The following is a 26833-nucleotide window of genomic DNA, read 5'->3' on the forward strand; positions in this document are numbered from 1 at the left end:
TTCGAAAGGCTGCAACGCATGACGACACAAACCAACTCCGCATCGCCGGCTCAACCGCCGCACAGTCTGCCGCTTGGCAGGTTGCTGGTGCTTGCCTGCGCAGGTTTTGTCACCTTGATGACGGAGGTCATGCCCGCAGGCCTATTGCCGCAGATCAGCAGCGGGCTTGGCGTAACCGACAGCCTGTCCGGGCAACTTGTCACCGCCTATGCCGCTGGCTCTTTGCTGACGGCCATTCCTTTGATGACACTGACCCAGGCTTTGCTGCGACGCGGGCTGTTACTCACCGCATTGGTCGGGTTTATCATCGTCAACGCCGTTACGGCGGTGTCAGATCTCTACTGGCTGACACTGGTCGCGCGGTTTTTCGCGGGCATGTTCGGCGGCATGGTATGGGCGCTGCTGGTCGGTTACGCAGCACGCATCGCGCCGCCGCATCTCATTGGCCGGGCCATTGCCATTACCGGTATTGGCGGCCCGCTGGCCTTTTCCCTTGGCGTACCCGTTGGCACATTCCTGGGCACGGTATTCGGTTGGCGACTGGCCTTTGGCGGCATGAGTGTGCTGGCCTTGGCACTTGTGCTGTCAGCCTATGTCTTGCTGCCAGATTTCCCCGGCCAGCAGCGTGGCAAACATGTGTCCATTCGCCATGTGTTGATGCTTCCAGGCCTTGTTGCCATCCTGGCGACGATGTTGATATTCGTCGTCGCGCACAACATTCTCTACACCTATATCGCACCCTTCCTGCAGCCTTCGGGCCTGGCATCGCGTGTTGACCTCGTGCTTTTGCTGTTCGGTGTCGCTGGTATAATCGGGCTGTGGTTGGCCGGCACATTCATCGACCGTCACCTGCGCGTGATGGTGCTAGGCAGCCTGCTGATATTTGCAACTATTGCCCTCGTGCTCGCCTTTGCGACAACGTCACCATCCGTCATTCTGGTCGCCGTGATTATCTGGGGCGGTGTCGTCGGCGCTGCGCCAACCCTGTTCCAGACCGCGCAGGCCAAGGCGGCAGGTGAGGCGACCGATATGGCGCAGGCCATGTTCGTGACGGCATGGAACTGCGGCATTGCTGGCGGTGGTCTGGTGGGCGGTCTGCTGCTCGATCATATCGGCCCAGCCTCATTTCCCTGGGTAATCTTTGCGCTACTGCTTTCGGCCTTGGCGCTAGCAACGGCTGCAAAGTACCACGGTTTTGTCGCGGCAAAACCATAACAAACCACAACGGCTTGAGCGCTGTTCACAGGTGCCCAAGCCTTGCATGTAGGGGTATCAGCCGTTGTTCCAGCCTGTCACGGTCATGCCGCCAAACAGCATTTCGCTTGGCAGGTTGAAGATGAAATAGGGGTTCAGCGGCGGCAAATGCGACCGCCTTGCGCGCACTGATCGACTTTCTGAAAGCCTATGACTGAGCGTATGCCAGATCAGGTGTGAGCAAGCTCCGGTCAGACAAAACCTTGCTCATGATAACGCTGCGATAATTGGTATGCGACCACTGCGCATGTTCCACGAACCGATAGCCCAGGCGGCCATACCAGCCGACCAGATGCGTGGCAGGTTCGGCGGTGTCGAGCGCGATCTCCTGCGCGCCGCTGTCACGCGCCAATTGTTCGGTGGCCAACATCAGACGCAATCCGATGCCATGCGCCTGAAGGGCGGGATCGACGGCAAATTGCGCCAGTGACGCGACCTCCGGCCGGTCATACCAGCCACAGCCTGTGGTCTGCACGGCATTACGAAACAGGATGGTGCCGCAAATCTTGCCGTCCATTTCCGCCACAAGGCAGGTGCCCTGGTTGACGCGCTCACGCGTTACGTCCTCGCTCTGGTAGGTCGCCATATAACGCAACCCCATGCGGGCAAGCCGCCCATAGGCACTGTGCAGCAGCGCGGTCAGTTCTGTCATGGAATCAGCAGCTTGCAGCAACCGGATCACCGGCTGCCGATCGTGTGTGGCAGATATTTGCATTTGGAAAATCCATTGTGAGGACCCCACTTTGCATATCTTCCTTTTGGCCGACAATTGAGTTAGCGTGACCAACCTGTCAGGAAATCTCACATATGCGTCGGTCACTTCCTCCATTAAATGCCGTCAAAGCCTTTGAATCTGCCGGTCGGCATCAAAGCCTGACCGATGCGGCAGCCGAACTCGGCGTGACCCATGGCGCCATCAGCCGCCAGATCAAGATCCTCGAGGACTGGCTGGGCGTGCGCCTTCTGATCAAAGAAGGGCGCGGCGTGGTGCTGACCGCGCAAGGCCGACTATTTCTTGGTGAAGCGACAAAACTGCTGGATGGGCTGGCGGCCGCCAGCCAACAGCTGACCGGCCGACAGGACCGCCGGGTGCTGCGCATCAATGCGCCACAAACCTTCACCATGCGCTGGCTCATTCCGCGATTGCCTGATTTCACAGCGCTCCATCCAGAGATCGAGATACGCCTTGCCGCGTCCATCCTGCCGCTGGACAAGGTCAGCGATCACCATGATGTTGCCATCAGGCGCGGCGCACTGGGTGCATCCAGCATGGCTTTTCTCAGTGAAACATGCCTGCCGGTGGCAAGCCCGCAGCTACTGTTGTCCATGCCGGTGCATCAGGTTCAAGACCTGAAAAACCACACACTTCTGCATGCGGAATCTGTTCCCGACCTCTGGCAACGCTGGCTGGACCGGGCAGGGCAACCCGGCCTCAGTGGCAAGGCGCAGCTGCGCTTTGAACCGCTCTATCATTCCATTCAGGCGGCAGTCGACGGCGCAGGCATCGCCATGGGCCCAAGCGCGCTTGTAGCGGCAGATGTCGCGGCCGGCAGGCTGGTACAACTGTTTGCCGACATGCCCCTTGCAATGGATGACTTCCATGTGCTGGTCGCACCCGATAGCAGCAATTTTCGCGACGCCAAGGCGTTTGAGCGCTGGCTGATAACGCAAGGGCAGCGGCATCAGCATGACACAAACACCTGATATCTCCAGCGAAATTCCGCCTCTAGCAATGGCAGCATTATCGCACCATCAGCATATTGCAGCCAGCGCAAAACCGCCTATTCTGCCCCCGCGCGAACACCCGAAAACCAGTGTCACCATGCAGTTTTTCGCAATGAATTCATGGTCAACTGCGGTTGCCCCACCACGCCCGCCGGGCCGTTAACAGGAGATAACACATGTTCACCCACATCATGATTGGCAGCAATGACCTGGAACAGGCCAGACGTTTCTACGACGCGACTTTCACAGCACTGGGCGGCAAACCGGGTGAAATGGATGCCAGAGGTCGCCTGATATATCTGCATGACGGTAGCCGTTTGATGATCACCACACCGATCAATGGCAAACCGGCAACAGCCGCCAATGGCGGCACGATCGGTATCGCGGCCGCTACAGCCGCCAATGTCCAGGCATGGCATGATGCAGGTGTTGCCAATGGCGGCACCTCCATTGAAACCCTACCCACAGAACGCCCCAACGGCGCTTTCGTCGCTTACCTGCGCGACCCCGACGGCAACAAGCTGACCGCCCGCACACCGGCAAAGAAGTGAGATAGACCGACCTCTATGAAAGATGATTTGAATTCCGCTGTGCGTGCAGCGGCAAAAGGTTCTGGATGGTCGGCAAAACACGACACCCTCGTGAAGCGTCTTGATGGTTCGGTGCTTGCGGTGCATCCGCGCCGCGGCTCAAAAGGCTTTACCGAGTTCCGAGCTAAACCTGTCGCCTGGGATCAGCTGCTCTGGTCGATCCTCCAAATATCAGGCAATGACAAAATGCCCGCCAGCTTCCATTTTTACTGGTGCATTTACTTGCGACACACCGGCATTGATGCACTTAACGATCGCAGACACAGATGGGCATGACACGGTCGCCATCAAAATGCTCGAACTTGCGGCACGTTGCCGAGGCCAGACGGGCCTGTGGAGTGGTTATAGTCTGAACGACGCGATAGCAGCCGAGGCACCAAACCAACCCTATCGCTATCATATGACGCAAGTCATTGAGCGGATCGCCGCCGGAGATCGGCAATCTGCAAATTTTATCTGTCAGCAAGCGTCTTCCGGTGCGCTGGACATTAGAAAGTCGTTCAGTTCGACGGACAATGAAACGCCGCTGGATGCCACAGGTGGTCGACCATCCAAGACCTTCTTTGAACTTGCACAGCTGTGGATGAACCGACATTGATGAGCGGATAGCCACCATGACAAATAGCTTAGTGGGCACCGCGTTCGCGGGAAGAGGCGATCAGCGCAACCGCCGAAAGTTTGGCCCGTCTTGGCCTGATCAGCGCCCAAAACACCCTGAAAATCCGACCGGAAACCATAAAAAACAAAGCCCTATTAGAAGGGGCTTAACGAAATCGTTTCTCGAGGCTAGAATAGTCTCGCTAAAGGACGGAACCTTTTTCGGTCCGCCCCGTTTTAGGCTTGTTCTGGAGGAGGAACAGATGCCGACATTATCTTGGGGCAACCCAATCGAAGTGAAAACACCGCATAGTGGCACACAGACTGTCCATGGCCCATATTCCGCTCTTGCCATTCTGACCAATGAATGGCCGGATGCACGCGGACCGGCCTATGTCGAGGCTCGGCGTTTTTGCCGCGCCGCACTGGATGGCAGAAAATCAGCTGAAGAAGCGCGTGAGCGGTTCATGCTTGCCGCGGGCGAAGCAAACCTGACGCCACCATCACGGCGAAACCACGCATAGTTGCAGGTGGGCCGACCCTGTTGGTCACTTGCAACATGACTGGATATAAACCGGCCGCCATAAGGGCGGCTGGATATTTGTCGTTTTGGCAATCAATCCCGCGATGATGGGCTCTTTGATCACGCTGAGAGCGCGAGATCAGGGCTTCGGCAGGGCCGCTTCCACGGCAGTTCCCACTTCCTCAAAGCTGCTGGCAATCTCCAGCTGTTTACCGTCAAGGAAAAAGGTCGGCGTGCCCGCCACCTTGAACTCTTCCTGCGCCTGTTTGGTGGCTGCATTCAGCTGGTCGAAATAGGGCTGGTCGGCCACGGCCTTGTCAAAGCCGGCCTTGTCGATGCCCATTCCCTCGGCAATCGACCTTACCGCCTGTTGGGTGTCCTGTGCGGCGGCCAGTTCGTCAAACTTGTCCATATAGGTCGAGACGGTCTCATCGAACTTGTCTGCACCCCGCGAATGCGCCAGCATGAAAATGACCGCATCCAGCGAGTTGCGCATGAAGGGGCGGTAGGCGATTTTCAGCTTGCCTGTGCTGACAAACTTTTCCTGCAGCTTCGGCAGTTCATTGGCGTGGAAATCAACACAGTGGCTGCAGGTTGGCGAGGAATAGACAATCAGCGACACCGGTGCGTTGTCAGCCCCGATATAGCTGTCGGGCAGCAGGCTTTTCAAAACGGCATCGTCAGTGCCTTGCGCCAGCACTGGGGCTGCCAGACCAAGGGCAAGGCAGGCACCCAACACCAACCGACGCGAAATATGACCCGCTGCTATATTCATGTTCATCTGTCCTGACCTGCTCGAATATGATGTTTCCAAAGCTATCTATGACCTGAAGTTGTGCGATGAATAAAGCCACTTGATGGCCTTATCCAACGGACTTCAGTCATCACGTCAGTTTCGTCCTATAAATTCATTTGGGCCCCAGAACCATCTTTAACGCGCCATCTTCGGGCAGGCCGGAAACGGTGCCGATGCTGCCATCATCCTTCTTGAACACAATGGCCGGCGTGCCGTTAAAACCAAGGCTGGTCATTAACTCGGCATTGCTGTTGAGGCTCGCGGTACTCTTGTCACTGATCTTGGACAGGGCTTTGATGCCGCCACTTTTGTGCTTCAGCTCATTTTCCGTCAGCGCCTCAGATGGCGACTTGGCCTCGAGAATGGCGGCTGCCTTGGCCGGAGAATCCTGCCTGATCACACCAACCATGATGTGGCGCAGTTGCACCTTACCGCTGTCGATCCATGGTCGTGCGGCCTGCCAGAACTTGTTGCAATAGGGGCAGTTGGGGTCGGTGAAGGTATAAACAATGCGCGGTGCATCGGCCTTGCCATCCACCACCCAGGCGGATTGTTCCAGCTGTTTCCAGCCATCTTCCATGATCGGCTTTTCAACCATTTCCTTCAGCTGGGTTTCGGCCATGTCCTGGCCGGAACCATCAACCAGCGTACCGACCACCACATGTTCATTGTCAGGCGTCAGATAGATGGCAAGCGGCTGTGAACCCGCCTTGGCGGCAAAGGCCCGCAGGCCGCCCGGTACCTTCATTTCACCGAGGATGGTGATGCCCTGACCCTCAATGGTGCGCAGGATTGGCGGCAGGTCGGCCTTGTCTTCGGCACGGACGGGCAGGGCTGACAACAGGCCAAGCGCGCAGGTGACAGCGATGAGATGGCGGGTAAGGGAGAAACGGGACATGGAGGTTACTTTCAAGATTTGGAGTATGGGGCGTGCGGCCAATCATGGCTCAGGCACGCGCCAGTTTGATGGCGTCTTTCAGTGCCTTTTCACTGAGAACACCGGGATAGACATCCTTGCCAATGACAAAGGACGGCGTGCCGAAAAAATTGAACGACAGGGCCTGGCTGTAATTACGATCCAGCAATGCGGAGATCTTGCTGTTGTTTTCATTGACGGCGGCAGACAGCATTTCCATCGTCAGACCCACACCGGCCAGTGCCTTTTCAACCTGACTTTGCGACAGGCGTCCTCTGGTTTTCATCAGCGCTTCCATGGCCGGTTCATAGTGGCCAATCTGTGCTGCACCCAGCACCGCCTGCGCGGCAAAAACTGAGGCATCACCGAGGATCGGCCAGTCTTTCAGCACCAGCCGCACATCGCCATCGGCGGCCACCACCTTTTTCAAGGCCGCGTGTGAGCTTTTGCAATAGGGGCACTGATAGTCGAAATATTCGACCACCGTCACCGAACCCTTGGGGTTGCCAAGCACCGGTGCATCCTTGTCAAAGAATATCTCCTTCGTGCTCATTTGCGCAGCGGCGCTATCCTTTGCGCCAAGCAAAGTCAGACCTGCGACAGTCGCAAGCCCGCCTGCCAGGACATCACGACGTGACCACATCGGAATTCTCCTTCCGCGTTATGTGCTGAATTGTGTGCTGATGACATGTGTTCAAAGACTGTCCTCCCGTGCCTTGCGGGCAGAGGCCGCCAGATCACTGGCGGAAAATTCGCCGACCAAACGGGTTGCCGCCGGTTCGCGGCGTTTGGCGTTAAGAAACACCATGGTCGGTGGACCGATAACCCCAAGTGCCGACAGCATGGCCTGTTTGTCGTCGTTTAGCTGCGTCAGGTCGAGACTGACAAGGTTGACCTTGCCAAGCGCGTCGACAACGTCTGGACTGGTCAGCAGCGAACGTTCAATGGTGCGGCAGGTCACGCACCAGTCGGCGGTGACATAAACGAGTGTCGGCTCATTGCCCGGCGACGACGCGATACGGTTTTGAAGATCCGCCAGCGAACCGACCTTGGCAAAGTCCGACTTCTCTATTCTGGCCACGGCCTGCGGACCATTACCTGATAGCAGCGGCTTAAGCGGCGCCAGCGGATCATTCGCACCAAGGCCGAGACCGACAAATAGCAGGCCCGCCCAGATAATCGATGCCAGACCGGCACTGCGGGAAATCACGCTGAAACCGGAACCGGTGGTGCCGCTTGCTGCGGTAAAGGCAAACACCCCGAAGCACAGCGCCAGCACGGCCCAGCCCAGCAACACGAGGGGTTGCGGCATAAGCGGTGTCGCCAGCCACAGCGCGGTTGCCAGAAACAGGAAACCGAAGATCTGGCGTACCTTTTCCATCCATAGGCCGGCCTTTGGCAAAGCCTTGCCGCTGGCTGTCGCCATGATCACAAGTGGAATGCCCTTGCCAAGCCCCAGCGCAAACAGCGCGGCCGCACCGATGGCAATGTCACCGGTACGGGCAATGTAAAGCAGCGCACCGGCCAAAGGTGCCGTCACACAGGGACCAATCAACAGCGCAGAGGAAAACCCAAGCGCCATGGCGCCCGGCACGGTGCCTGCCCTTGTTTTGCCCTTGCTGAACCGCGCCGAGATAAAGGCCGGTAGCTGCAAGTGGAACAGACCGAAATTCGACAGCGCCAGCACCACAAAGAGAATGGCAATGGACGCCACCGTCGTGGTGCTCTGCAACGCCACCTGCAGATTTTGTCCAGACCATGCTGCTGCCATGCCAAGCAGCCCGAAAGCGCAGGCCAGTGCCAGCACATAGGCCAATGACAGGGTAAAACCACGCCGTGCCGTCAGGTTTTCACCCTCGCGGGCCAGCATGGCCGCAACGATCGGATACATGGGAAACACACAAGGCGTGAAGGCCAGCAGCACGCCAAACCCCAGAAACCCGGCCAGCAACAGAGCCAAGCCGCCATCACTGAGCATACGGTCGATGGCAGTTTCGGCATGTTCATCCGCCAGCGTAAAGCTGCCATTGTCATCTGGGCGAGCAATGGCATTGCCGGTACTGGCCGCACTGGAAAAGGCGTTCGATGCCTTGCCTGCCGCTGCAAATCCACCTTGTGAAAACAGGCCTTTACCAGCGTTATCACCAGCAAGTGACAATGTTGCCATATCCACTATTTTGGTCGTTGGCGGGTAACACAGGCCGTCTTCCTGGCAACCCTGATAGGTCAGGCGAAATGTCTGTGGTGCGTTGAGCACCGAAGCCGTTGCAGTGGAATAATAGATCTCGGTCGAACCGAAATTTGGATCATCCTTGACCTTGCCCGGCAAGGTCTGCAGCTCCAGCTTGTTTCCCGCGCTGTCTTCGGCACTGAGATAATCCCGGTACAGATAATAACCGTCATTTATGGTCCAGCGGATCACGGCGCGATTATCTGCTGCCTGTTCAACAGACACCTTGAAGGCCTGATCCATTTCAAGCGGTGTTTGCACTGCCACGGCTGGCGTTACAAGGCCAGCCAGTGTCATGCCGACCAGCGTCAGCATCGCAAACGTGAACGCCAATATGCGCATCCGCCATGTCCTTTCGTCTACATTTTGTTATCAGGACTGATCCGACCGGCAGCTTAAGGCAGCCTTAAGGTGAAAATCGGACTAAAAATCCGGACGAAATGTTGAATAGACCGCTTGCGGAGACGTGACTTGCGAATACTTGTTGTCGAAGATGACCCGATCCTGCTGGATGGCCTGCGCGAAGGCCTCAAACTCAGCGGTTTTGTGGCCGATGGCGTGACCACGGTTGCCGACGCCACCGAGGCGCTGGAAACCGGACGTTTTGATGCCGTCGTCCTCGACAGAATGTTGCCGGATGGGTCGGGGCTGGATGTGCTGCGCGGCATTCGCCAGGCCGGAAACCGCATTCCTGTGCTGCTATTGACCGCCAAGGATGAGGTGGGCGACCGCATTGACGGGCTGGATGCCGGTGCCGATGACTATATCGGCAAACCCTTTGATCTGGATGAGGTGGCTGCACGCCTGCGCGCCATTACCCGCCGCTCTAGCGGCCGTGCCAGTGCCGAGATCAGCCTGCGTGGCCTGACGCTTGATCCGGCCTCGATGCTGGTGCGCCGCGCCGACGTGGAGATTGGCCTGTCGCGGCGAGAATTTTCCATTCTGCATGCCCTGATGGAAAGCCCGCAGGCCATCCATTCCAAACAGGCGCTGGAAGAGCGGCTTTATGGCTGGCAGGAAGATGTCGAGAGCAACACCATCGAGGTGCATGTGCACAAGCTGCGCGCCAAGCTCGGCACGTCGGTCATCGAGACGGTGCGTGGCGTCGGTTACCGGCTGGGGATGGGGTGATGCGCTCGATACGTCTTCGGCTGTTTTCCATCCTGCTGGCCACCACCGGTGCCGTGTGGCTGTTTGCCGTGCTGTGGACCTATTTCAGCGTGCAGCATCAGGTGGAACGCGTGCTGGATGCACGGTTGATGGAAGCCGCCCGCATGGTCAGTTCACTGATCACCGATCACCATATCGATGTTGCCGCCGCCATTGACGACACCAAGGCAAGCGATGCCTTAGGCTCCCCCGACGCACCCTTTGACGTGCAAGGCGATTACCGCCGACAGCTGTCCTGCCAGATCTGGTCGTTGCAGGGCAAGCTGGTCAGCCGGTCCGCCAGTGCGCCGGATGATGCGCTGACCGACAACACCAGCGGTTTCAGCGAAACGACAGTGGATGGTGTGCGCTGGCGGGTTTTTGCCGTGGTCAACACCAGCCTCAATGTGCGGGTGCTGATTGGTGACAGTCTTGAAATCCGCGACCGGCTGGTGGCCGATGTGGTCAAGGGCCAGCTGGTGCCAGCCGTTGCCATGTTGCCCATCCTGGCGCTGTTGATCTGGTTCAGTGTCGGCAAGGGGCTGGGGCCGCTCAACCGCATCGCCGCCTTGCTGGGCATGCGCACCGCCGACGAGTTGCACGCCATTGAGCAGAAGGATGCGCCAAGCGAAATCAAGCCGCTGCTCAAGTCGCTGAACTCGCTGTTCCTGCGGGTCGAGGAAGCGCGCGAGCGCGAAAAATCCTTCATTGCCTACGCCGCCCATGAGCTGAAAACACCGCTGGCGGGTCTCAAAACCCAGGCGCAGGTGGCGCTGAAAAGCCATGAGGAGGACGTCAGAAACAAGGCACTGGCGCATATATCGACCAGCGTCGACAGAACCGGCCGCCTTGTACGCCAGTTGATTGACCTTGCCTCGGTCGATTCCACCGACCGTGGCCACGAGGTTGAGGTAGCACGCCTTGACCGGGTGTTGGAGGACATCCGCTGCGACCTCGAAGGGTTAAGCAGCAGACGCTCGGTGTCACTGGAATTTGACCTGCCGCAGCAACAGGATTTGGTGGTCAGGAACATCAATCTGCTGCGCCTGGCGCTGCGCAATGTCATTGAAAATGCTATTCAATATGCGCCGCAGGACACCAGTGTCACCATCCGCTTTCAAACCACTGACGCCGCTATGCAGATCGAGGTGATCGATCGCGGGCAGGGCATTGCCGTGGAAGATCAGGCCAGTGTGCGTGAACGGTTCAAGCGCGGCCACGCCCCAACGACTGATGGCAGCGGCCTTGGTCTGGCCATTGTCGACATGGCGATGAAAAAGCTGGGCGGCAGGCTGGATTTCCGCGCCGTGGCGACTGGCTTCGTTGTCGTTTTGACACTACCGGGCGAATGAAGCTGTTCACAGCTGCGTTAGTTTTACCAATCTTAAGGCAGTGTTAAGGTGGGGGCGTCAGCCAAGCGTGGAAAGTTCCAATCCGCATTAGGCAGGCCCCCCATGATTCGTGTTCTCTTCTCTCCTCGCAAAGCGTTGGCGATTGCGCTGCCCCTGTTGCTGTCGGCATGTGCCAGCACAGGCGACGGCAGTTCCGCGCCAACGCCACAGCTTGTCAAGCAACGCGCCGAAGACGACGCATTGAAATCTGTCGGCGGTGACCCGGTGCAAATGTATGCGGCCAGAACCGATGGCGGTTTTGAAATTCCCGCCATCGATGTGCAGAAGCTGAACCCGCAATATGTGCGTCAGGTCGTCAACTATCCATCGGAAGAAAAGCCCGGCACGATCATCGTCGATCAGAACAGCCGTTTCCTTTATCTGATCCAGCCCGGCAACAAGGCCATCCGTTACGCCGTTGGTGTTGGCCCGGTGGCGCGCTCCTTTGACGGCGGCGAGGCCATCATTGCCAGAAAGGCCGCATGGCCGCGCTGGATCCCAACCCCTGATATGGTCAAGAGAAACCCTGCCCATTACGGCCCGCACAAGGACGGCGTGGATGGCGGCCCGAAAAACCCCATGGGTGCACGCGCGCTTTACATGCACAAGGACAACAAGGACACCTATTACCGTGTCCACGGCACCAATGATCCAAGCTCGATCGGCAAGGGCGTATCGGCCGGCTGCATTCGCATGATGAACCAGGACGTGATGGACCTCTATGAGCGCGTCACGCCGGGCGCAAAAATCATCGTGAAGGGCTGATGGACCTGACTTTACCGGCGCTACGTTTTTACGTGGCGCCGGTGTAAGCTTTACAGGGATTTTTCTGCCACCTGGTGGTCCGGCCCCTTCGGAAACAGCGCCGCCAGACGACGGCTGAATGCATCAAGGTAGGTCAGCACAACAGGCACGAAAACCAGCGTCAGCAGCGTTGACGAAATCAGACCGCCAATCACCGCATGGGCCATTGGCGCACGGGATTCTCCGCCTTCACCAATGCCAATAGCCATGGGCAACATGCCGAAGATCATCGCCAGCGTTGTCATGACAATGGGGCGCAGACGCACGGCACCGGCATTGGCCAGACTTTCCTGCAACGACTTTCCGTCCCGCCGCTCATGGTTTGAATAATCGACCAGCAGAATGGCGTTCTTGGTCACAAGACCCATCAGCATGATGAAACCGATGATCGAAAACATGTTGAGGGTCGATCCGGTGGCCAGAAGGCCAATCAGCACCCCGATCAGCGACAAGGGCAGGGTCATCATGATGGCAATCGGCTGGATGAACGAGCCAAACTGCGACGCCAGAATGATGTAGATGAAGATCACCGCCAGCACCAAGGCCTGCACGGCGTAACCCATGCTTTCATTCAGGCTCTGCACGTCACCGCCAAACGACACGCGGTAACCGGCGGGAATATCCATCTTGGCAATGGCTGCATCCAGATCCTGCCGTACATCACCCAGCGGACGCCCCTCGACATTGCTGGAAATGCGGATTTCACGCGACAGGTCCTTGCGGGTAATCGCATCAGGCGCGGTGCTTTCAACGACATCGGCGACCTGGTCGAGCAGCACGGTAATCGGCTTGCCGTCCTCATCGGTGCGGTTGGTGGAAATCGTCAGGTTGCGAAGCTGGGCGGCGTCCTGTCGTCCCTTGGCGGGCAGGCGCACCATCACATCATAGGTCTCACCGTCAGGCGCATTCCATACCGATACCGCATCACCCGCCACCAGTGGCCGCAGCGTGTCACCAATCATCGATATCGACACACCTAGGTCGCTGGCCGCTTCACGCCGTACCTTGACGGCAAGGGTAGGGCGCTCGTTCTCAATCGAGGATTCCACTTCCGTCGCACCAGGAATGGCCGACAGGGCCGTGGTGATCTGGCTTGAAATCTTGCGCAACTGCTCGTCACCATCCCCCAGCACGGAAAGCTGCAATGGCTTGGCGGTGGCACCACCTTCCGACTGGCTGACCGAAACTTTCAAGCCGGCAATCAAGGCCAGACGCTGGCGAACCGGTTCCAGCGATTCCGATGTCCTGATTTCGCGCTGGTCATTGGGCACCAGCTGCACGGCGACATTGGCCTGGTTGAAACCACGCGCACCGCTGGCATTGATGGTGGAATAGATCGTGTCGACATAATCGAATTCACGCAGCGCATTTTCCACCTGCCCAACCTTGGCGGCCATATATTCCAGCGATGCACCCTGATTGGCCTCAAGTGAAACAGACACTTCGCCCTGGTCGGTGACCGGCAGAAACTCGGCACCGATTTTCGGCACCAGCATCAGGCTGGCGACAAACATGCCAACCACAATGCCAATGGTTGTCTTGCGGTGGCCAAACGTCCAATGGATCAGCTTGCGATAACGGTCTGCCAGCTTTTCAAACCAGACATCGAACCGATGGATCAAGCGGCCAAGCGGCCCGCGCTTGGCGTTCTTTTCCGAATCCGGATCATACCAGACGCTGGAAAGCATCGGGTCGAGCGTGAAGGACACGAACAGCGAAATCAGCACCGCCACGGCAACGGTCACGCCAAATTGCAGGAAGAACCGGCCGATCAACCCGCCCATGAAGGCAACCGGCAAGAACACCGCAACGATACACAAAGTGGTGGCCAGCACGGCAAGACCAATCTCATTGGTGCCATCAAGCGCGGCACGCACATGGTCCTTGCCCATTTGCAAATGGCGGGTGATGTTTTCACGCACCACAATCGCGTCATCGATCAGAATACCGATCGACAGCGACAGCGCCATCAGCGTCATGGTGTTGAGCGTAAAGCCCAGCGCATAAATCACCGCAAAGGTACCAATGACAGAGATCGGCAGCGTCAGCCCGGTGATGACAGTGGAGCGCCAGGAATTGAGAAACAGGAACACGATGACCACGGTCAGCACGCCGCCTTCGATCAGCGTTCTCTGCACTTCAGACACCTGCGCGGCAATGGCGCGGGAATTGTCGCGGGTAATGGTCAGCTCCACACCCTCGGCCTTCAGTTCGGTGTTCAGCGTGTCAATCTCGCTGCGCAAATCACCGGCCACCGCCACGGTATTGGCGCCCTGAACCTTGACGATATCCATGCCAAGCGATGGCACGCCCTGATAGGTGGCGCGGCTGGTGACTTCGGCACCGGTATCCAGCACCGTTGCCACGTCAGACAGATAGACCGGGTAACCGCCGCTTTGCGCAACAATGATGCTATTGAACCCGGCGGTATCTTCAATACGTCCCTCAACGGTGACAATGCGCTGGTTGATGCCGGAAATCAGCGTACCGGCGGCACGGTCCTGATTTTCCCGGCGGATGGCGTCCATCACAGAGGCGACGCCGACACCATAGGCTTCCAGCCGGTCAGGATCGACCACGACAAGCATCTGCCGCTCACTGCCGCCAACAAGGGTAATCTGGCCAACACCGGCAATGATGTTGAGGCGGCTGGTAATCACCCGGTCGGCAAGCGTGGTGATTTCCGACAGCGTGCGTGTGGAAGAGGAAACCGCCAAAGACAGGATTGGCGCATCCTCCGGGTTGAAGCGGGTGACCTGCGGTGTATCAACCGCGTCAGGGAAACCGGCCTGCAGGCGGGCAACACGGTCACGCACCTCTTGCGCTGCGGCCTGCGAATCCACATCCAGCTGGAACTGCACCACCACAACGGCGCGGCCCTCATAGGATTCCGAGGTAATCGTATCGATACCGCCAATGGTGTTCAGCGCGGATTCAATAGGGCGGGCAATTTCGCTTTCCACCGTTTCCGGCGACGCGCCGGTATAAGCGGCGGTTACCACAACGATGGGAAGATCGGTTTCCGGAAACTGGTCGACACCAAGGCGGCTGTAGGAAAACAGCCCGATGACGAGCACCGTCACCATCATCATGGTGGCAAAAACCGGATGTTTGACGCTGACGCGGGTAAGGAACATCGGCTTATTTCCCCACCACGGTCACGGGCGTATCGGCCACCAGCTGCGGCAACGGCGCAGACACCACCACTTCTCCCGAGCTCAGCCCGTTGATCTCGACCAGGTTCTGGTCATTCCATGTGGTGCCAAGCTTCACATCCTGGCGGCGCAGATAACCGTCCTCCACCTTCAGCACGAAAGTGCCGGTGGCATCGTGGCGCACGGCAGCAATCGGCACGGCAATGACATTGTCCTGCTGGTCGATGCTGAGAACACCCGTGGTGAACATGCCGCCCTTCAGCAGCATGTCGTCATTGTCTATGGCAATGAACACGCGCACGGCACGGGAACCTGCGACCGCCGTGGGCGCAATGCGAGTGACTTCACCGGTAAATTTGCGGTCCGAGAAACCTTCAACCGTCAGTTCCACCGGCTGGCCAATACGGACGCGGGGAATGCGGCTGGTCGGCACACCGGCATCCACCTCCATGCGGCGCAGATCGACAATGGTCAAAAGCTCACCATTCACAGGCACCGTCTGGCCCTGTTCCACTGGCCGCGCCGATACCACGCCATCGAACGCGGCATGCACCTGCGCGTCGCTCAAGGCTCTCTCTGCATCGGCAACAGCGGCCTGTTTGGCACGCAACTGCGCCTTCAGGTTCAGCACATTGGCATTGGCCTCCAGACGCACCGCCTCTGATGTCGCGCCGGTGTCGCGCAGGCTGACATTGCGGGCGAGCACATTTTCAGCAAGCTCAAGCTGCGCCTCAACCGCTTCCACCTCGGCATTGCGGGCCGTCAGCGCCGATGCCAGACCCTCGGTGTCGATGCGCACCAGAAGGTCGCCCTTTTTCACCACATCGCCAATCTGCACCGGCAGTTCGGTAATGGTGCCGGCAACCCGCGCCGTCAGGCTGGTGCGCCGGATGGGAGTAAGTGAACCGGACACGCGCACTTCACTGCCGAGGTTACGGGCGGCAACGGTTGTCACGTCAACACCGGCCAGTTCCACCTTGCCAGCGGCAGCACCCGACGCCGTGCCTGCTGGCGCCTCTGGCGTTTGTGACGATGCTGGACCGGCCACGGCCAGCGAAGGGATCAGCAATACCGCGAGAAGGGCTGTTCGGGTGGGTTTCATGCAAAGGCTCCATTACGGGCAGAAGGGTGGCGGTCGCTTCGACATTTGCCGTTGCGCCCATGAACGACGCCTGAACGACATCAAGACAGCAACGAAACAACAACGGAATGGCACATGCACCGTCCACCGGCAGGGAGACTGGAGGACCCCCCGCATGCCGGTGGACGGTGCACAGTCATAAACCGCACCACCACACTGATTGCTGCACATTGCAACAACATTGCAGGTGGCGATTATTACCGCTCATTTTTGCGTCCACGCCTTAACGCGTCGAAATTTCTTTTCGTTCCTGACGCTTAGACTGTTGTCCTTGTCAGTGCAGTCCTGCTCCTACCAACACCGTCAACTGGCAACAGCAGACCATCTGTCCATCGAACCTGAACTGCATGGCGGCAATGTATTGGCCCTGCCATCGCGTACAGGCGCGTTGTTTCAGCTGACCTTAGCCGGCAAAATGTAAGAAACAACGTCATCTGCTGACGTTCAGCTACTTGTCAGGAATGGCGGGCATTTGGGCTCTACGATAGTTGATCGGAGACCCAAAGATGAAACGTTCAAAGACCCGTGTTGCGGCAACAGCGATTGCTTTGGTGCTTGGCAGTCTGGCAGCCTATGCGGGTGCCTTGCAGATTTCGGGTAACTTCCACACGGTCATTGCGGGTCAACTTTATCGCTCGGCACAACCGACCTCGGCGCAGCTGGAACGCTATGTCCGCGACCACGGCATTGAAACAGTCATCAACCTGCGCGGTGAAAACACCGCAGACTGGTACAGACAAGAAATCGCGACTTCGGAAAAACTGGGCATCAAACACATTGATTTCCGCATGAGTGCATCGCAGGAACTGGACCCTGAACGCGCAGCCGAACTGGTTGCCGTGATGAAATCCGCGCCTAAACCCATTCTCATCCATTGCCAGGCCGGTGCCGACCGATCCGGCCTGGCCTCTGCGCTTTATAGCCACTGGGTGGCGCAGAAGAGCGAACATTTTGCTGAGGGCCAACTGTCCTTCTATTACGGCCATGTCGGTCTGCCCTATGTCTCCACCGCCTGGCCAATGGATGAAAGCTGGGAAAAGCTGGAGCATCTGTCGCTCGACAAAACTGCCGTCTCGCAGGACATCGTTGGCATTGCAGGTGAAGACAGCACCGACATGCTGACGCAGACAATCGATACGCCCAGTAGCTGATATCTCCGCCTGAACCAAACCTGGATCTGAACCAGTCTCGGCTGCACCAGTCTCGGCGGCAATTGACAGGGCCCGGTTGCGTTGCTATCCGGGCGACATGATTACCGCTGCAACCATTTCCGGTCTGTATTATGCGCTGCTGAAATAGCGGCGGGCAAATCATATTGTTTAACCGCTGCATGGCCAGCGGTTGATATTGACGGATGCCTCTGGCCGTGTGGCCTATGAGGATGTCATGTCTAAGTCTCTTCCCAAATCCTTTAACGGACCGGTCGGCATCATTGGTTTTGGTGCCTTTGGCCAGTTGGTTGCCCAGCATTTGCGCGCCCGTTTTCAGGTGCTTGTGAGCGATATCGCGCCTGATATTGCCATGGCCAAAACCCTTGATGTTGCCGTTGCGCCCTTTGAAACCGTGGCCAAATGTCCGGTGGTCATTATCGCCGTACCCGTCAGCGCCATGCGCAGCGTGGCAACGGCACTGGCGCCGCGTCTCAAATCCGGCACGCTGGTGCTGGACGTCGGCAGCGTAAAAGTTGAACCAGCCGCCATCATGGCGCAACTGCTGCCACCGACCGTCGACATTGTTGCCACCCATCCGCTGTTTGGCCCCAAAAGCGCCGGTAACGGCCTGCATGGTTTACAAATTGCCATATGTCCGATCCGGGGGCAGCGTTTTCGCGCCGCTGCCTTCTGCCGCAAGGCCGGACTTGAGGTCATCATGACCACACCGGAGGACCATGACCGCGAGATTGCACAGGTGCAGGGACTGACCCACCTTGTCGCCAACCTGTTGGTAAAAATGGATATCAGAGAAACACGCATGACCACGCGCAGCTTTCAGGCGCTGATGTCGGCGGTTGATATGGTGCGCCATGATGCACCGGATGTGCTGCAGGCCATCCTCAGGGTAAACCCGCATGCCGGCGATATCATCAAACGGTTCAAGTCGCTGACCTCAGCACTTGAAGACCCTGCATGACGGAAACCGACGACATGACCGGCGCCAGCCCCACAGGCTTTATTGTGAAATCGGCCGCGTTGCCGCTTGCCATTCCGGCTGCTTTTGATAGACCGGAATTCCGGCCAACTCGAAGGAAACGATATGCCGGATTTTTCCACCCTTATGCTTTTTACCGCCGCCTGCGTTGTTCTGACTGCAACGCCCGGACCTGACATGTTGCTGATTGCCTCGCGCAGTATCAGCCAGGGCCGTGCCGCCGGTTTTCTCACCTATGCCGGAATTGCCCTTGGCACTTACTGCCACGCACTTGCCGCCGCATTCGGTCTCTCGCAACTGTTTATTGCCGTTCCCATGGCCTATGACGCCATTCGCTGGGCCGGCTGCGCCTATCTTCTTTATCTCGCCTTCAAAACCATCCGTTCAGACGCGACACCCTTTTCACCCACCACGGGGTTTAAGCGCTTTTCCATGCAGCGCATTCTGGGCGAGGGGCTGTTGACCAATCTGCTCAACCCCAAAATGGCCCTGTTCGTGCTGGCGCTGTTTCCGCAATTTGTGGCCCCGCAAACCGGTTCACTGCCGCTGCAAATGCTGGTTCTTGCCACGGTGCTGAATGTAACAGGCCTTATCGTCAACGGCACGGTCATTCTGCTCAGCGGCCATATCCGCAGCCGTTTTGCAGGCCGCAACCGTTTCAATAAACTGCCGCAATATCTGCTGGCCACTGTGTTTGCCGGTCTGGCTTGCCGTCTGGCACTGGGCGGTCGAAACTGACGGGAGCAGGGATGTCTGCGGTTTGAACCATGGACACCCCGTTAAGCGAATCCTCTGAGATCCGGAAACTGCAAATCACTCATGGCGCTGGAAAAGGTCAGGGCAACCGCCGCCGCCAAGGCAGGGCGGGAGCAAGCAGTGCTGTTTGGCCGTCTGTCTGGTCGATGCACCCAGACGACAAGCGCTCTCAGCGCGTTATGCCGAACTGGTCGGCCTCAAACTTTCAGGTATCGCTTTGCACCTTGGCCAGCGTTTCGATCCGCTTGACCCACATAGCAGCGACAAGTACATCGCGGATCTGGTTGACGCCTATCTCCATCAACTCGGCGGCTGGCTCAAACAATTTGAAGAAATCGTGCGCATATCCGGCAAGGACAATGCAGACGCACTGCTCTGGACCCAGGCGGCGGAACGCAGCAACCCGCAGAAGCGCCATATGATGACGCAACTGTCCGCACGTCTGGAGAAACGGTCCTACGGTTAGGATAGATTGACAGGGTCTCGATGCAGCAAAGGCAGTTAGCCGCTCTACATCGCCATCGACCACACCATCAGTGATGTGATATATTGGCTTAGTGGAACAATCCAGCAGGCAGAGAGTTGAAAGGCAGGGAGCCACTAACTCCCCGCCAAGCTTATTACCGCTTACCTTTAGTTTCGTCCTGCCGAAGCACGGACGCAGCCAAAGTCATGACCTCAGTCTTTGACGGCTTAGTTCCAGCAAGAACTTTACCGGCGATGGACGAGGCTTTATTCCCAGATTGGGCTTTTGCCATAGTTTTGTGTTCCCTCTGGTCTTGATTGAAAAACCTTTGAGGACTAAGACGGGTCTGCGATGACTACCGCTTATTTTCCTGTCTAGCTGCGGCAACCAGGGAAACCGAAGCGAAAAACACAAAGGCCGAAACGCACAACGCGTTTCGGCCTTAATCTTATCCAGAAAAAGAGCGATTCGGCAATACATCATTTACGGATTTTTAACTTTTACAGAGTTATCCCCAAATGACAATTCCGTCAAGTCGATTACCCAAATAATATTATTGAAATAACGTAAGTGCCGCCGAGATAACATGTTTTTTCAATAATAAGATATGTGCATTAGCTGGCTCGCGTAACGTCATACCAATCCTGTTTTGACAGTTAATGACTAGGACTGAGTCCATCGCCATGACTGAGTGTCGCTCCTCCGTTGCCCAAACATCACCGCCATTCATTTGGTCTTTAGATCCAGAATGATGAGGCTGTCGCCATCCCTGATAACAAGGGAATCAGCGCCGTAGGTCTTCAAGTGCGACAGGGCTTGTTTTCCGCATTGCGCCTCTTGGTTGATCCTGACGTTGCAAAGTCTTCGCCAGCCATCATGCGAAAGCGCAATCCTCTGCGCAGGCTCTATACCGACCCCCGCCGCAGCCCTGATTGCCTTGATCAACTCCGGCCACGATGCTCTCTCTTGAAAAAGCCTTTCGACCAGAGCCTCCACGTCATCCTGCATGTTTACCCCCAGGATATAGCAATGTCATTTCACGCGTCGTCATGCGTTAGTTTTCGCATGGAAATGCGTTCTGCAAGCCCAGGCAGAGGCGCATTCATTTTATTTTGCATCAAACTCCGCCCAACGAATAAACCATGATAAGCCAAACACTTGGTAGTGATCGGCCAACCGCTCGACAAACCAGGTGCAGTTTGCTTTGTGCCTCCTCAACTAAAAGGAGATTTTATGAAGATTCTGCTACTGTCCGTATCGGCATTATCGCTGGCGACACTTACGGTGCCTGCACATGCTGGTTGCGAGCTTTCATCATCCACACGTTGCTCCACCGGTTCTGGCGGCACGTATCGCACTGAGAAAAATCTTGGTGGTGGCTATAACACCGAGCGCAACGGAAACCCTTACGGATCAACGTCCCAGAACTTGAACGGCTCGTGGACGGAAAGAAACGCAAACAACGAAACCGCACCTACAACAGCAATCCGTATGGCGGAAGTTCGAATAACAATTCGACGTACAATAACAACAGCAACAATAATGGATACAACAACTCGTACGGCATTTCGTCCAACGGCGGCTACAAACCACGCTGGTAATAACAACCTTGCAAGGTTTGAGCTGTGTCGTCACGCCAATCCCTTGACAAGGCGCAGTCCGGTAAGGTGGATATCGCGGCATGAATGATCTGGAAAAACATGCACTAAGGTTCGCAACGAAAGCGCACGAGGGTCAACTGCGCAAATATACTGGCGAACCCTACATCAACCATCCGATTGCTGTGGCGGCTATTGTCGCCACCGTCGATCATACGCCCGAAATGATAGCCGCTGCCTATCTGCACGACACCGTCGAGGATTGCGGCATAACCCTGGCTGAAATCAATGAACGTTTTGGACGCAAGGTCGTAACATTGGTAGCGTATCTCAGCGACATCTCGACGCCTTATCATGGCAACAGAGTTGCACGAAAGGCTCTGGACCTGCAGCACACAGCACTTGCGCCGTCAGAAGCCAAAACCATCAAGCTCGCAGACCTTATCGACAACACGAAAACAATATCGACCCTCGATCCCGGCTTTTGGCAGGTCTACAAGGTTGAAAAGAAAAACCTGCTTGCGGTGCTAAAGGACGGCGATCCTGTCCTGTGGGAGCAAGCTGCGGCGCAGTGCGAATGACCATCGCGCAGCATCTTCTGGATCGCCACACCGATGTGAGCCGATACAGCGTCATGATTGACGAAAACGAAGGTGTGGCGACATTCCTTCTTTTTGATCTCAGCGGCGCAGTGTCCGGGTATCAACAGTATCGGCCGGCTGCCGATAAGGTCAGAAAGAATGATCAGAATGATGGCCGATACTTCACATACAAATCGACCGGTCGCCATGCGGTTTTCGGTCTGGAGACCTGGAACTGGTCTGATCCACTGTATCTCGTTGAAGGCATCTTTGATTGTGTCAGGCTGCATAATCTTGGATGCGCAGCGATCGCAACATTATCCAACGACCCTAAACAACTCGCGGAATGGCTGTGGACCATCAACCGACCAATCTATGCGATTTGCGACAGCGGGGAAGGCGGCGCGAAACTGGCCAACTTTGCCCACCGCTATGTCACCTGTAGTGACGGAGATCTTGGATCAATGAGCAATAACGAGGTCGCAAAGATACTCACCGCATTCTAAAACGCTAAACCCCGTCTTTCACCACAGACGCCCGTTAGTCTTCTTCAAAACTCCCAGCCGCTAAGCCGCGCACAGGTTCTGACGGAACACAGCGGCAACGGATTTGGCAAACTGGCACACAATCCGGCAAACTGCGCGATGTTCAGCACAGTATAAAATTCGGCATTTTATATAGGGAAATCAGAGCTATAGAAGTGGCGACCCCTGCAGGACTCGAACCTGCGACCTACTGCTTAGAAGGCAGTTGCTCTATCCAGTTGAGCTAAGGGGCCAAAATGGCAAAATAAAATGCGCTTAGATCAGTGGGTCCAAGGCTGTGTGCGCGAGAACCGGAAGTTGTCGGTATAGGAGACAGTCTTGCGTGTGGCTTCCTGTGGCTGAATAACGCGGTATTCGATGCCGTTTCTCTGCGCATAACCTTCGGCCTGCTCAAGAGTATCAAACGTCAGCTTGACCTGCTGGTTCATGTCAGTCGTGGAAGTGTAGCCCATGATAGGGTCGATCTTGCGCGGTGCTTCAGCATCAAACTCGAGAACCCAAAGGTGAGTTTTAGCTTTCCCGGACTGCATTGCTGTTTTTGCGGGGCGATAAATCTTGGCAGACATTTGAAAACTGCTCCATGCAAAAGGCAAGAACGGGATGGTAAAAAGTTATCCGCGTCGACACAACAACATTCTTTCTCTTTAGAGAAAGTGGTCGGAGTGGAGAGATTCGAACTCCCGACCCTCTGGTCCCAAACCAGATGCGCTACCAGACTGCGCTACACTCCGTCGCTGTGTTGATGCGGAGATACATCGTTCATTCTGTTTCCGCAACACCCAAAATGACATTTTTCGCAAGAATTCTGATTATTTTTCAAAAAACCTGTGCGTAATTTCGCAATCGCAGCAAAATGGCAGGAAAAACGCCTTACCGCTTCATTTTGTTGAAGAAATTCTCCGGCTGGTGACACGATCACCTGGGTTGATTCCGAGTTTTGCCGCCGTTCCCGCGTTCAATTCCAGCACAAAACGGATGGGCCCACGCGAACTGATGATGGATTCGGAGTAGGGCACGGCATCGTGGTGAATATGGTGGATGCTGCCATCGGCATTGATGAACAGCATGTCGAGCGGCAGCACGGTGTTGCGCATCCACATGGTCACATCACGGTCCGTGCCGAAGTCGAACAACATGCCGGCATCGGCAGCCATCGTCTTGCGATACATCAGCCCTTGCTGGCGCTGGCCATTATCAAGGGCAAGCTCAATCGTAAAACGGTGCTGGCTTCCCTTGGAGTTCATGATGATCAGCGGCTCCTGATCAAATGTCTCAGAGCCTTGCGCGCTGGCCAAAGAGGCCAGGCCTGAAAACAAAAAAAGAAGCGCCACAAAGACGCTTCTCATTATCATGCCAAATCTCGTCATCATCTCAGTGCGCCATGTTGATGGGGCTTGGATTGTCCGGGTGGATTTCCGCCGCCATCAGGCCCTTGTCGCCGTCACCAAAGCGAACCAGCACCACCTGACCGGGGCGAAGTTCTGCCAGGCCGTAGCGGCGCAGCGTTTCCATATGAACGAAAATGTCTTCAGTGCCTTCGCCGCGCGTCAGAAAACCAAAGCCCTTGGTGCGGTTGAACCACTTGACGATGGCGCGTTCCAGACCACTCGATGCCGTCACCTGAACATGGGTGCGCACGGGCGGCAGCTGCGAAGGATGAACGGCGGTCGACTGATCCATGGACAGAATGCGGAATGCCTGGAAGCCACGGCCGCCGCGCTGGATCAGCGCAACAATGCGGGTGCCTTCAAGAATAGTCTGGTAACCGTCGCGGCGCAGGCAGGACACATGAAGCAACACATCCTGCATGCCGTTGTCTGGCACAATAAAACCAAACCCCTTGGCAACATCAAACCATTTCACAACGCCGGTGATCTCGGTCAGTTCAACCGGATCGCCCGAAAGGTCTTCGAAATCTAGTACGTTATTCGATGAAACCCTGTTCGTCATATCCTGCCAACCCCTCGATTACGCGCCATACTACGGTTAACTGATTCCTGCGGGCTAGATTAACATCTTGGTAACGGTTTAACGCAAGCCCAGTTTGGAAATTACCCATAGGTTTCTACAGGCCCGGGCTTGCCCAAAGCTGACTTTCGACGCATGTCTTGCAAGGTACCCCAACAAAGGAGGAAAACAAAATGCGATATTTGCACACCATGGTGCGTGTACGAGATTTGGATCAGTCTCTGAATTTCTACAGCAATATCTTTGGTCTTGAGGAGATACGCAGAATTGAAAACGAAAAGGGCCGTTTTACCTTGGTGTTTCTTGCAGCGCGCGATGACGTGACTGTGGCCAAGGACGCAAAAGCGCCGTGCCTTGAGTTGACCTATAACTGGGATACGGAAGATTACCAGGGCGGCCGCAATTTCGGCCATCTGGCCTATGAAGTCGACAATATCTATGAGACCTGCCAGAAATTGCATGACGCTGGCGTCACCATCAACCGCCCGCCGCGTGATGGCCACATGGCCTTTGTGCGTTCGCCAGACGGCATCTCCATTGAGATATTGCAAAAAGGCGCAAGCCTGGCACCAGCCGAGCCATGGATATCTATGCAGAACACCGGCGCCTGGTAACACCAGCAAAGGCAGGCTTCCCAGGAAATCCTAGACGTCAAATGCTACTGCGATGTCAGGGATAAAAATGGTAAACAAAGCCTGTATTGCGTTCCATGCGCGTCATGGGGCATAGTGCCGCCGAATCGAAAAGGCCTTTTCAGGCAGATAGTTAGCTATGCCGGATACACCTTTAAAGTGTTATCCGGCAGAAAAAACGAACTGAGCGGGGGTCTCAATATCCATGATTGAAGCAAGGAACTTGACGACTGTCTGGCGGCATAAATTGCTGGTCGCCGTCTCGCTTCTGACGTTGTCTGGCTGCGTTTCTGCGGTCACCGAAGACGGTGATACGGCGTCACTTTCACCCTCCGTCAATGCCGCAACGGCACTGAACAAGGGCGACACCAATACAACTGCCAATAATAATGCTGCCACGGGCAAGGCTGTTGCCGCCAATGGCGGTTATGTTGACCCGGCGCTGGTTGCGTCCGGTGGCGCACAGCAGGCGGGCGCACCGCAAATGGCAGAAGGCCAGCAGATGAACGAAGCGCGGCCGGATCTGGCCAGCGCCGTTCACCAGTCCACATCCATTTCCGCCGGCAATACCAGCATTTTCGCCAACAACGCGGCACCTGTGCAGGACATGCCCGTGGCAGGCGAGACAGGCGTCAGCGCGCCTGACACCGCTTACGTGCCGGTACCAGGCGTAAACCCGTCACTTTCAAGCGTTTATTCGGCACCGGCACCGGTCAAACCGCCTATTGCCGAAGTGCAGCCACAGACGCTGGAGGCGCAGGCCGCCGCGATGAATGCCGCAGCAGCCGCCAACGCGGCCCCTGCGCAGACCGCAGCACCACAGGCCACATTGACCGCGCCAACGCCGCCGGTCGCGGCCAGCACAACGGCAAAAAGTGATGAAACACCAACAGGCAAATCCGGCATGACGCTTGCGGCATTTTTTGCCGGCGCTGCCAAAAAGCGCACTGGCAAAGCCGCAGACGGCGAACAATCCGGCGCGAAGGCAGCCGGTGTGGAAGTGGCGCAACTGCCAACCAACACCGCCACTGATATATCCCAGATGGGCATTGCCTTGCAGGGCCGCGCCACCATGGGTGACGAATTTGATGACGAACATCTGGAAGAAGATGACGCACCAGCCGGCCTGATGAAGCTGGCTTCGCTGTCCGGCCTGACGCGTGTTGCCCCCAATGGACTGGTTCTGCAGACCGAAAAGGTCAATGTCGGCTGTTTCAAGCCGGAACTGGTGCAGATGATCAACGCGGTGGAAAACCACTATAAAGAAAAGGCCATCGTCACCTCAGGTTACCGCCCGCCCAAGGGTGGCGTGCGCCAGGGTTCCAAACACCACACCTGTGAAGCCGCCGATATCCAGATCAAGGGCGTTTCCAAGTGGGAATTGGCCAACTACCTGCGTTCGCTGCCAAACCGTGGCGGCGTTGGCACCTACTGCCACACCGAGTCCGTACACATGGACATTGGCGAAGCACGTGACTGGAACTGGCGCTGCCGCAGAACGACAGCCACAGCCAAAAAGGGCTGATCGACTGGTAAGACGCACCCGCAACCTTCCTCATCCTCGTGCTTGTCACGGGGATCCAGGCCAGCCCCAGTCTTGGGGCTGAAAAGACTCTTCCATCGCGCGGACGCGCTCAACTGGATTCCTGTGACAAGCACAGGAAAGAGGGGTGGGTGGGGCTGATGGCCGCGCACACTTTCCAATGCCTCATTCACTGTTACGTTAAGGCAGCCGCAGTCACTACAAATCAATTTGGGCAAGGCGCATCCCACGAACTCCGATCGCGGTTGGGAAAACAACCTCTCCACGTCATCCTCGCCCCTGAGGCGAGGATCCAAGCCGTCCACCAAAATCGAGACGTGAATGG

At 56.7% G+C, this 26833-nt stretch carries 28 protein-coding genes and 2 tRNA genes; 17 read left to right on the forward strand and 13 right to left on the reverse strand.

Going from position 1 to position 26833, the window contains the following annotated elements; genetic code table 11:
• The first annotated feature begins 18 nt into the window (after window positions 1-18).
• On the forward strand, window positions 19-1215 hold the full coding sequence (locus PYL13_RS10515) for an MFS transporter (protein WP_275641274.1): 1197 nt from the start codon (window positions 19-21) through the stop codon (window positions 1213-1215).
• Window positions 1216-1402: 187 nt separating this feature from the next.
• On the opposite strand, the gene PYL13_RS10520 is transcribed toward PYL13_RS10515, so the two are convergent.
• Window positions 1403-1969 (reverse strand): GNAT family N-acetyltransferase, encoded by a 567-nt coding sequence (locus PYL13_RS10520; protein ID WP_275641275.1) that lies wholly within the window; start codon window positions 1967-1969, stop codon window positions 1403-1405.
• Window positions 1970-2061: 92 nt separating this feature from the next.
• On the opposite strand from PYL13_RS10520, the gene PYL13_RS10525 reads away from it, so the two are divergent.
• The 5 genes from PYL13_RS10525 (at window position 2062) to PYL13_RS10545 (ending at window position 4690) form a co-directional block, all read left to right on the forward strand.
• A complete protein-coding gene (locus PYL13_RS10525; protein WP_275641276.1) occupies window positions 2062-2958 on the forward strand; it encodes a LysR substrate-binding domain-containing protein in 897 nt (298 codons plus the stop codon).
• 197 nt (window positions 2959-3155) lie between these two features.
• A complete protein-coding gene (locus PYL13_RS10530) occupies window positions 3156-3530 on the forward strand; it encodes a VOC family protein (RefSeq protein WP_275641277.1) in 375 nt (124 codons plus the stop codon).
• Between the two features lie 15 nt (window positions 3531-3545).
• A complete protein-coding gene (locus PYL13_RS10535; RefSeq protein WP_275641278.1) occupies window positions 3546-3845 on the forward strand; it encodes a hypothetical protein in 300 nt (99 codons plus the stop codon).
• Window positions 3846-3861: 16 nt separating this feature from the next.
• A complete protein-coding gene (locus tag PYL13_RS10540) occupies window positions 3862-4167 on the forward strand; it encodes a hypothetical protein (RefSeq protein WP_275641279.1) in 306 nt (101 codons plus the stop codon).
• Between the two features lie 262 nt (window positions 4168-4429).
• Window positions 4430-4690 carry a DUF982 domain-containing protein gene (locus PYL13_RS10545; RefSeq protein ID WP_192491047.1) on the forward strand — a complete coding sequence of 87 codons (261 nt, stop codon included), beginning with the start codon at window positions 4430-4432 and terminating at the stop codon, window positions 4688-4690.
• Window positions 4691-4828: 138 nt separating this feature from the next.
• Here PYL13_RS10545 and PYL13_RS10550 read toward each other — a convergent pair whose 3' ends face one another.
• The 4 genes from PYL13_RS10550 to dsbD form a co-directional block, all read right to left on the reverse strand.
• A complete protein-coding gene (locus tag PYL13_RS10550) occupies window positions 4829-5464 on the reverse strand; it encodes a DsbA family protein (protein WP_275641280.1) in 636 nt (211 codons plus the stop codon).
• Between the two features lie 133 nt (window positions 5465-5597).
• Window positions 5598-6383, reverse strand: coding sequence for a thiol:disulfide interchange protein DsbG (dsbG, locus tag PYL13_RS10555; RefSeq protein WP_275641281.1), 786 nt, complete (start codon window positions 6381-6383; stop codon window positions 5598-5600).
• 49 nt (window positions 6384-6432) lie between these two features.
• Window positions 6433-7044, reverse strand: a complete 612-nt coding sequence (locus tag PYL13_RS10560) for a DsbA family protein (RefSeq protein ID WP_275641282.1) — start codon at window positions 7042-7044, stop codon at window positions 6433-6435.
• 51 nt (window positions 7045-7095) lie between these two features.
• Complete coding sequence (gene dsbD / locus PYL13_RS10565; RefSeq protein ID WP_275641283.1) at window positions 7096-8973, reverse strand: protein-disulfide reductase DsbD; 1878 nt, start codon at window positions 8971-8973, stop codon at window positions 7096-7098.
• Between the two features lie 129 nt (window positions 8974-9102).
• Between dsbD and PYL13_RS10570 the strand changes: the two genes are divergently transcribed.
• The 3 genes from PYL13_RS10570 (at window position 9103) to PYL13_RS10580 (ending at window position 11936) form a co-directional block, all read left to right on the forward strand.
• A complete protein-coding gene (locus tag PYL13_RS10570) occupies window positions 9103-9762 on the forward strand; it encodes a response regulator (protein WP_250985435.1) in 660 nt (219 codons plus the stop codon).
• Entirely contained in the window at window positions 9762-11132 is a 1371-nt protein-coding gene (locus PYL13_RS10575; RefSeq protein WP_275641284.1) for an ATP-binding protein, read from the forward strand. Before PYL13_RS10570 ends, PYL13_RS10575 begins: the two co-directional genes overlap by 1 nt.
• Window positions 11133-11234: 102 nt before the next feature.
• Window positions 11235-11936 carry a L,D-transpeptidase gene (locus tag PYL13_RS10580; protein ID WP_275641285.1) on the forward strand — a complete coding sequence of 234 codons (702 nt, stop codon included), beginning with the start codon at window positions 11235-11237 and terminating at the stop codon, window positions 11934-11936.
• A 50-nt stretch (window positions 11937-11986) separates the two neighbouring features.
• Here PYL13_RS10580 and PYL13_RS10585 read toward each other — a convergent pair whose 3' ends face one another.
• Both PYL13_RS10585 and PYL13_RS10590 read right to left on the reverse strand, forming a co-directional pair.
• Entirely contained in the window at window positions 11987-15112 is a 3126-nt protein-coding gene (locus PYL13_RS10585) for an efflux RND transporter permease subunit (protein ID WP_275641286.1), read from the reverse strand.
• Between the two features lie 4 nt (window positions 15113-15116).
• Window positions 15117-16232, reverse strand: a complete 1116-nt coding sequence (locus PYL13_RS10590) for an efflux RND transporter periplasmic adaptor subunit (RefSeq protein ID WP_275641287.1) — start codon at window positions 16230-16232, stop codon at window positions 15117-15119.
• Window positions 16233-16777: 545 nt separating this feature from the next.
• Between PYL13_RS10590 and PYL13_RS10595 the strand changes: the two genes are divergently transcribed.
• The 4 genes from PYL13_RS10595 to PYL13_RS10610 all read left to right on the forward strand — a co-directional run bounded on the left by PYL13_RS10595 (window position 16778) and on the right by PYL13_RS10610 (window position 19641).
• The gene (locus PYL13_RS10595; RefSeq protein WP_275641288.1) at window positions 16778-17422 is read left to right on the forward strand and encodes a dual specificity protein phosphatase family protein; all 645 of its coding nucleotides are present in this window, start codon (window positions 16778-16780) and stop codon (window positions 17420-17422) included.
• 235 nt (window positions 17423-17657) lie between these two features.
• Window positions 17658-18401 carry a prephenate dehydrogenase gene (locus PYL13_RS10600; RefSeq protein WP_275641289.1) on the forward strand — a complete coding sequence of 248 codons (744 nt, stop codon included), beginning with the start codon at window positions 17658-17660 and terminating at the stop codon, window positions 18399-18401.
• Window positions 18402-18524: 123 nt separating this feature from the next.
• Complete coding sequence (locus PYL13_RS10605; RefSeq protein WP_275641290.1) at window positions 18525-19157, forward strand: LysE family translocator; 633 nt, start codon at window positions 18525-18527, stop codon at window positions 19155-19157.
• A 145-nt stretch (window positions 19158-19302) separates the two neighbouring features.
• Window positions 19303-19641, forward strand: a complete 339-nt coding sequence (locus PYL13_RS10610) for a hypothetical protein (protein WP_275641291.1) — start codon at window positions 19303-19305, stop codon at window positions 19639-19641.
• Window positions 19642-20367: 726 nt separating this feature from the next.
• Here PYL13_RS10610 and PYL13_RS10615 read toward each other — a convergent pair.
• On the reverse strand, window positions 20368-20649 hold the full coding sequence (locus PYL13_RS10615) for a hypothetical protein (RefSeq protein WP_275641292.1): 282 nt from the start codon (window positions 20647-20649) through the stop codon (window positions 20368-20370).
• Window positions 20650-21322: 673 nt separating this feature from the next.
• Here PYL13_RS10615 and PYL13_RS10620 point away from each other — a divergent pair.
• Together PYL13_RS10620 and PYL13_RS10625 are read left to right on the forward strand one after the other, a co-directional pair.
• Window positions 21323-21820, forward strand: a complete 498-nt coding sequence (locus tag PYL13_RS10620) for an HD domain-containing protein (RefSeq protein ID WP_275641293.1) — start codon at window positions 21323-21325, stop codon at window positions 21818-21820.
• Window positions 21817-22326 (forward strand): toprim domain-containing protein, encoded by a 510-nt coding sequence (locus PYL13_RS10625; RefSeq protein ID WP_275641294.1) that lies wholly within the window; start codon window positions 21817-21819, stop codon window positions 22324-22326. Before PYL13_RS10620 ends, PYL13_RS10625 begins: the two co-directional genes overlap by 4 nt.
• 195 nt (window positions 22327-22521) lie before the next feature.
• Here the strand turns inward: PYL13_RS10625 and PYL13_RS10630 are convergent.
• The 5 genes from PYL13_RS10630 to PYL13_RS10650 all read right to left on the reverse strand — a co-directional run bounded on the left by PYL13_RS10630 (window position 22522) and on the right by PYL13_RS10650 (window position 24315).
• A tRNA-Arg gene (locus PYL13_RS10630) sits at window positions 22522-22598 on the reverse strand.
• A 27-nt stretch (window positions 22599-22625) separates the two neighbouring features.
• Window positions 22626-22931 carry an ETC complex I subunit gene (locus PYL13_RS10635; protein WP_192491035.1) on the reverse strand — a complete coding sequence of 102 codons (306 nt, stop codon included), beginning with the start codon at window positions 22929-22931 and terminating at the stop codon, window positions 22626-22628.
• A gap of 88 nt (window positions 22932-23019) precedes the next feature.
• A tRNA-Pro gene (locus PYL13_RS10640) sits at window positions 23020-23096 on the reverse strand.
• Between the two features lie 147 nt (window positions 23097-23243).
• Complete coding sequence (locus PYL13_RS10645) at window positions 23244-23717, reverse strand: DUF192 domain-containing protein (protein WP_275641295.1); 474 nt, start codon at window positions 23715-23717, stop codon at window positions 23244-23246.
• A 19-nt stretch (window positions 23718-23736) separates the two neighbouring features.
• Entirely contained in the window at window positions 23737-24315 is a 579-nt protein-coding gene (locus tag PYL13_RS10650) for a cold-shock protein (protein WP_192491034.1), read from the reverse strand.
• Between the two features lie 191 nt (window positions 24316-24506).
• Here PYL13_RS10650 and gloA point away from each other — a divergent pair, with 191 nt between their 5' ends.
• Complete coding sequence (gene gloA / locus PYL13_RS10655; protein WP_192491033.1) at window positions 24507-24947, forward strand: lactoylglutathione lyase; 441 nt, start codon at window positions 24507-24509, stop codon at window positions 24945-24947.
• Window positions 24948-25188: 241 nt separating this feature from the next.
• Window positions 25189-26490: a YcbK family protein gene (locus PYL13_RS10660; RefSeq protein ID WP_275641296.1), complete on the forward strand. Its 1302-nt coding sequence runs from the start codon at window positions 25189-25191 to the stop codon at window positions 26488-26490.
• Window positions 26491-26833: the final 343 nt, after the last annotated feature.

Source organism: Agrobacterium sp. Azo12, from assembly GCF_029193765.2.
GTDB lineage: Bacteria > Pseudomonadota > Alphaproteobacteria > Rhizobiales > Rhizobiaceae > Agrobacterium.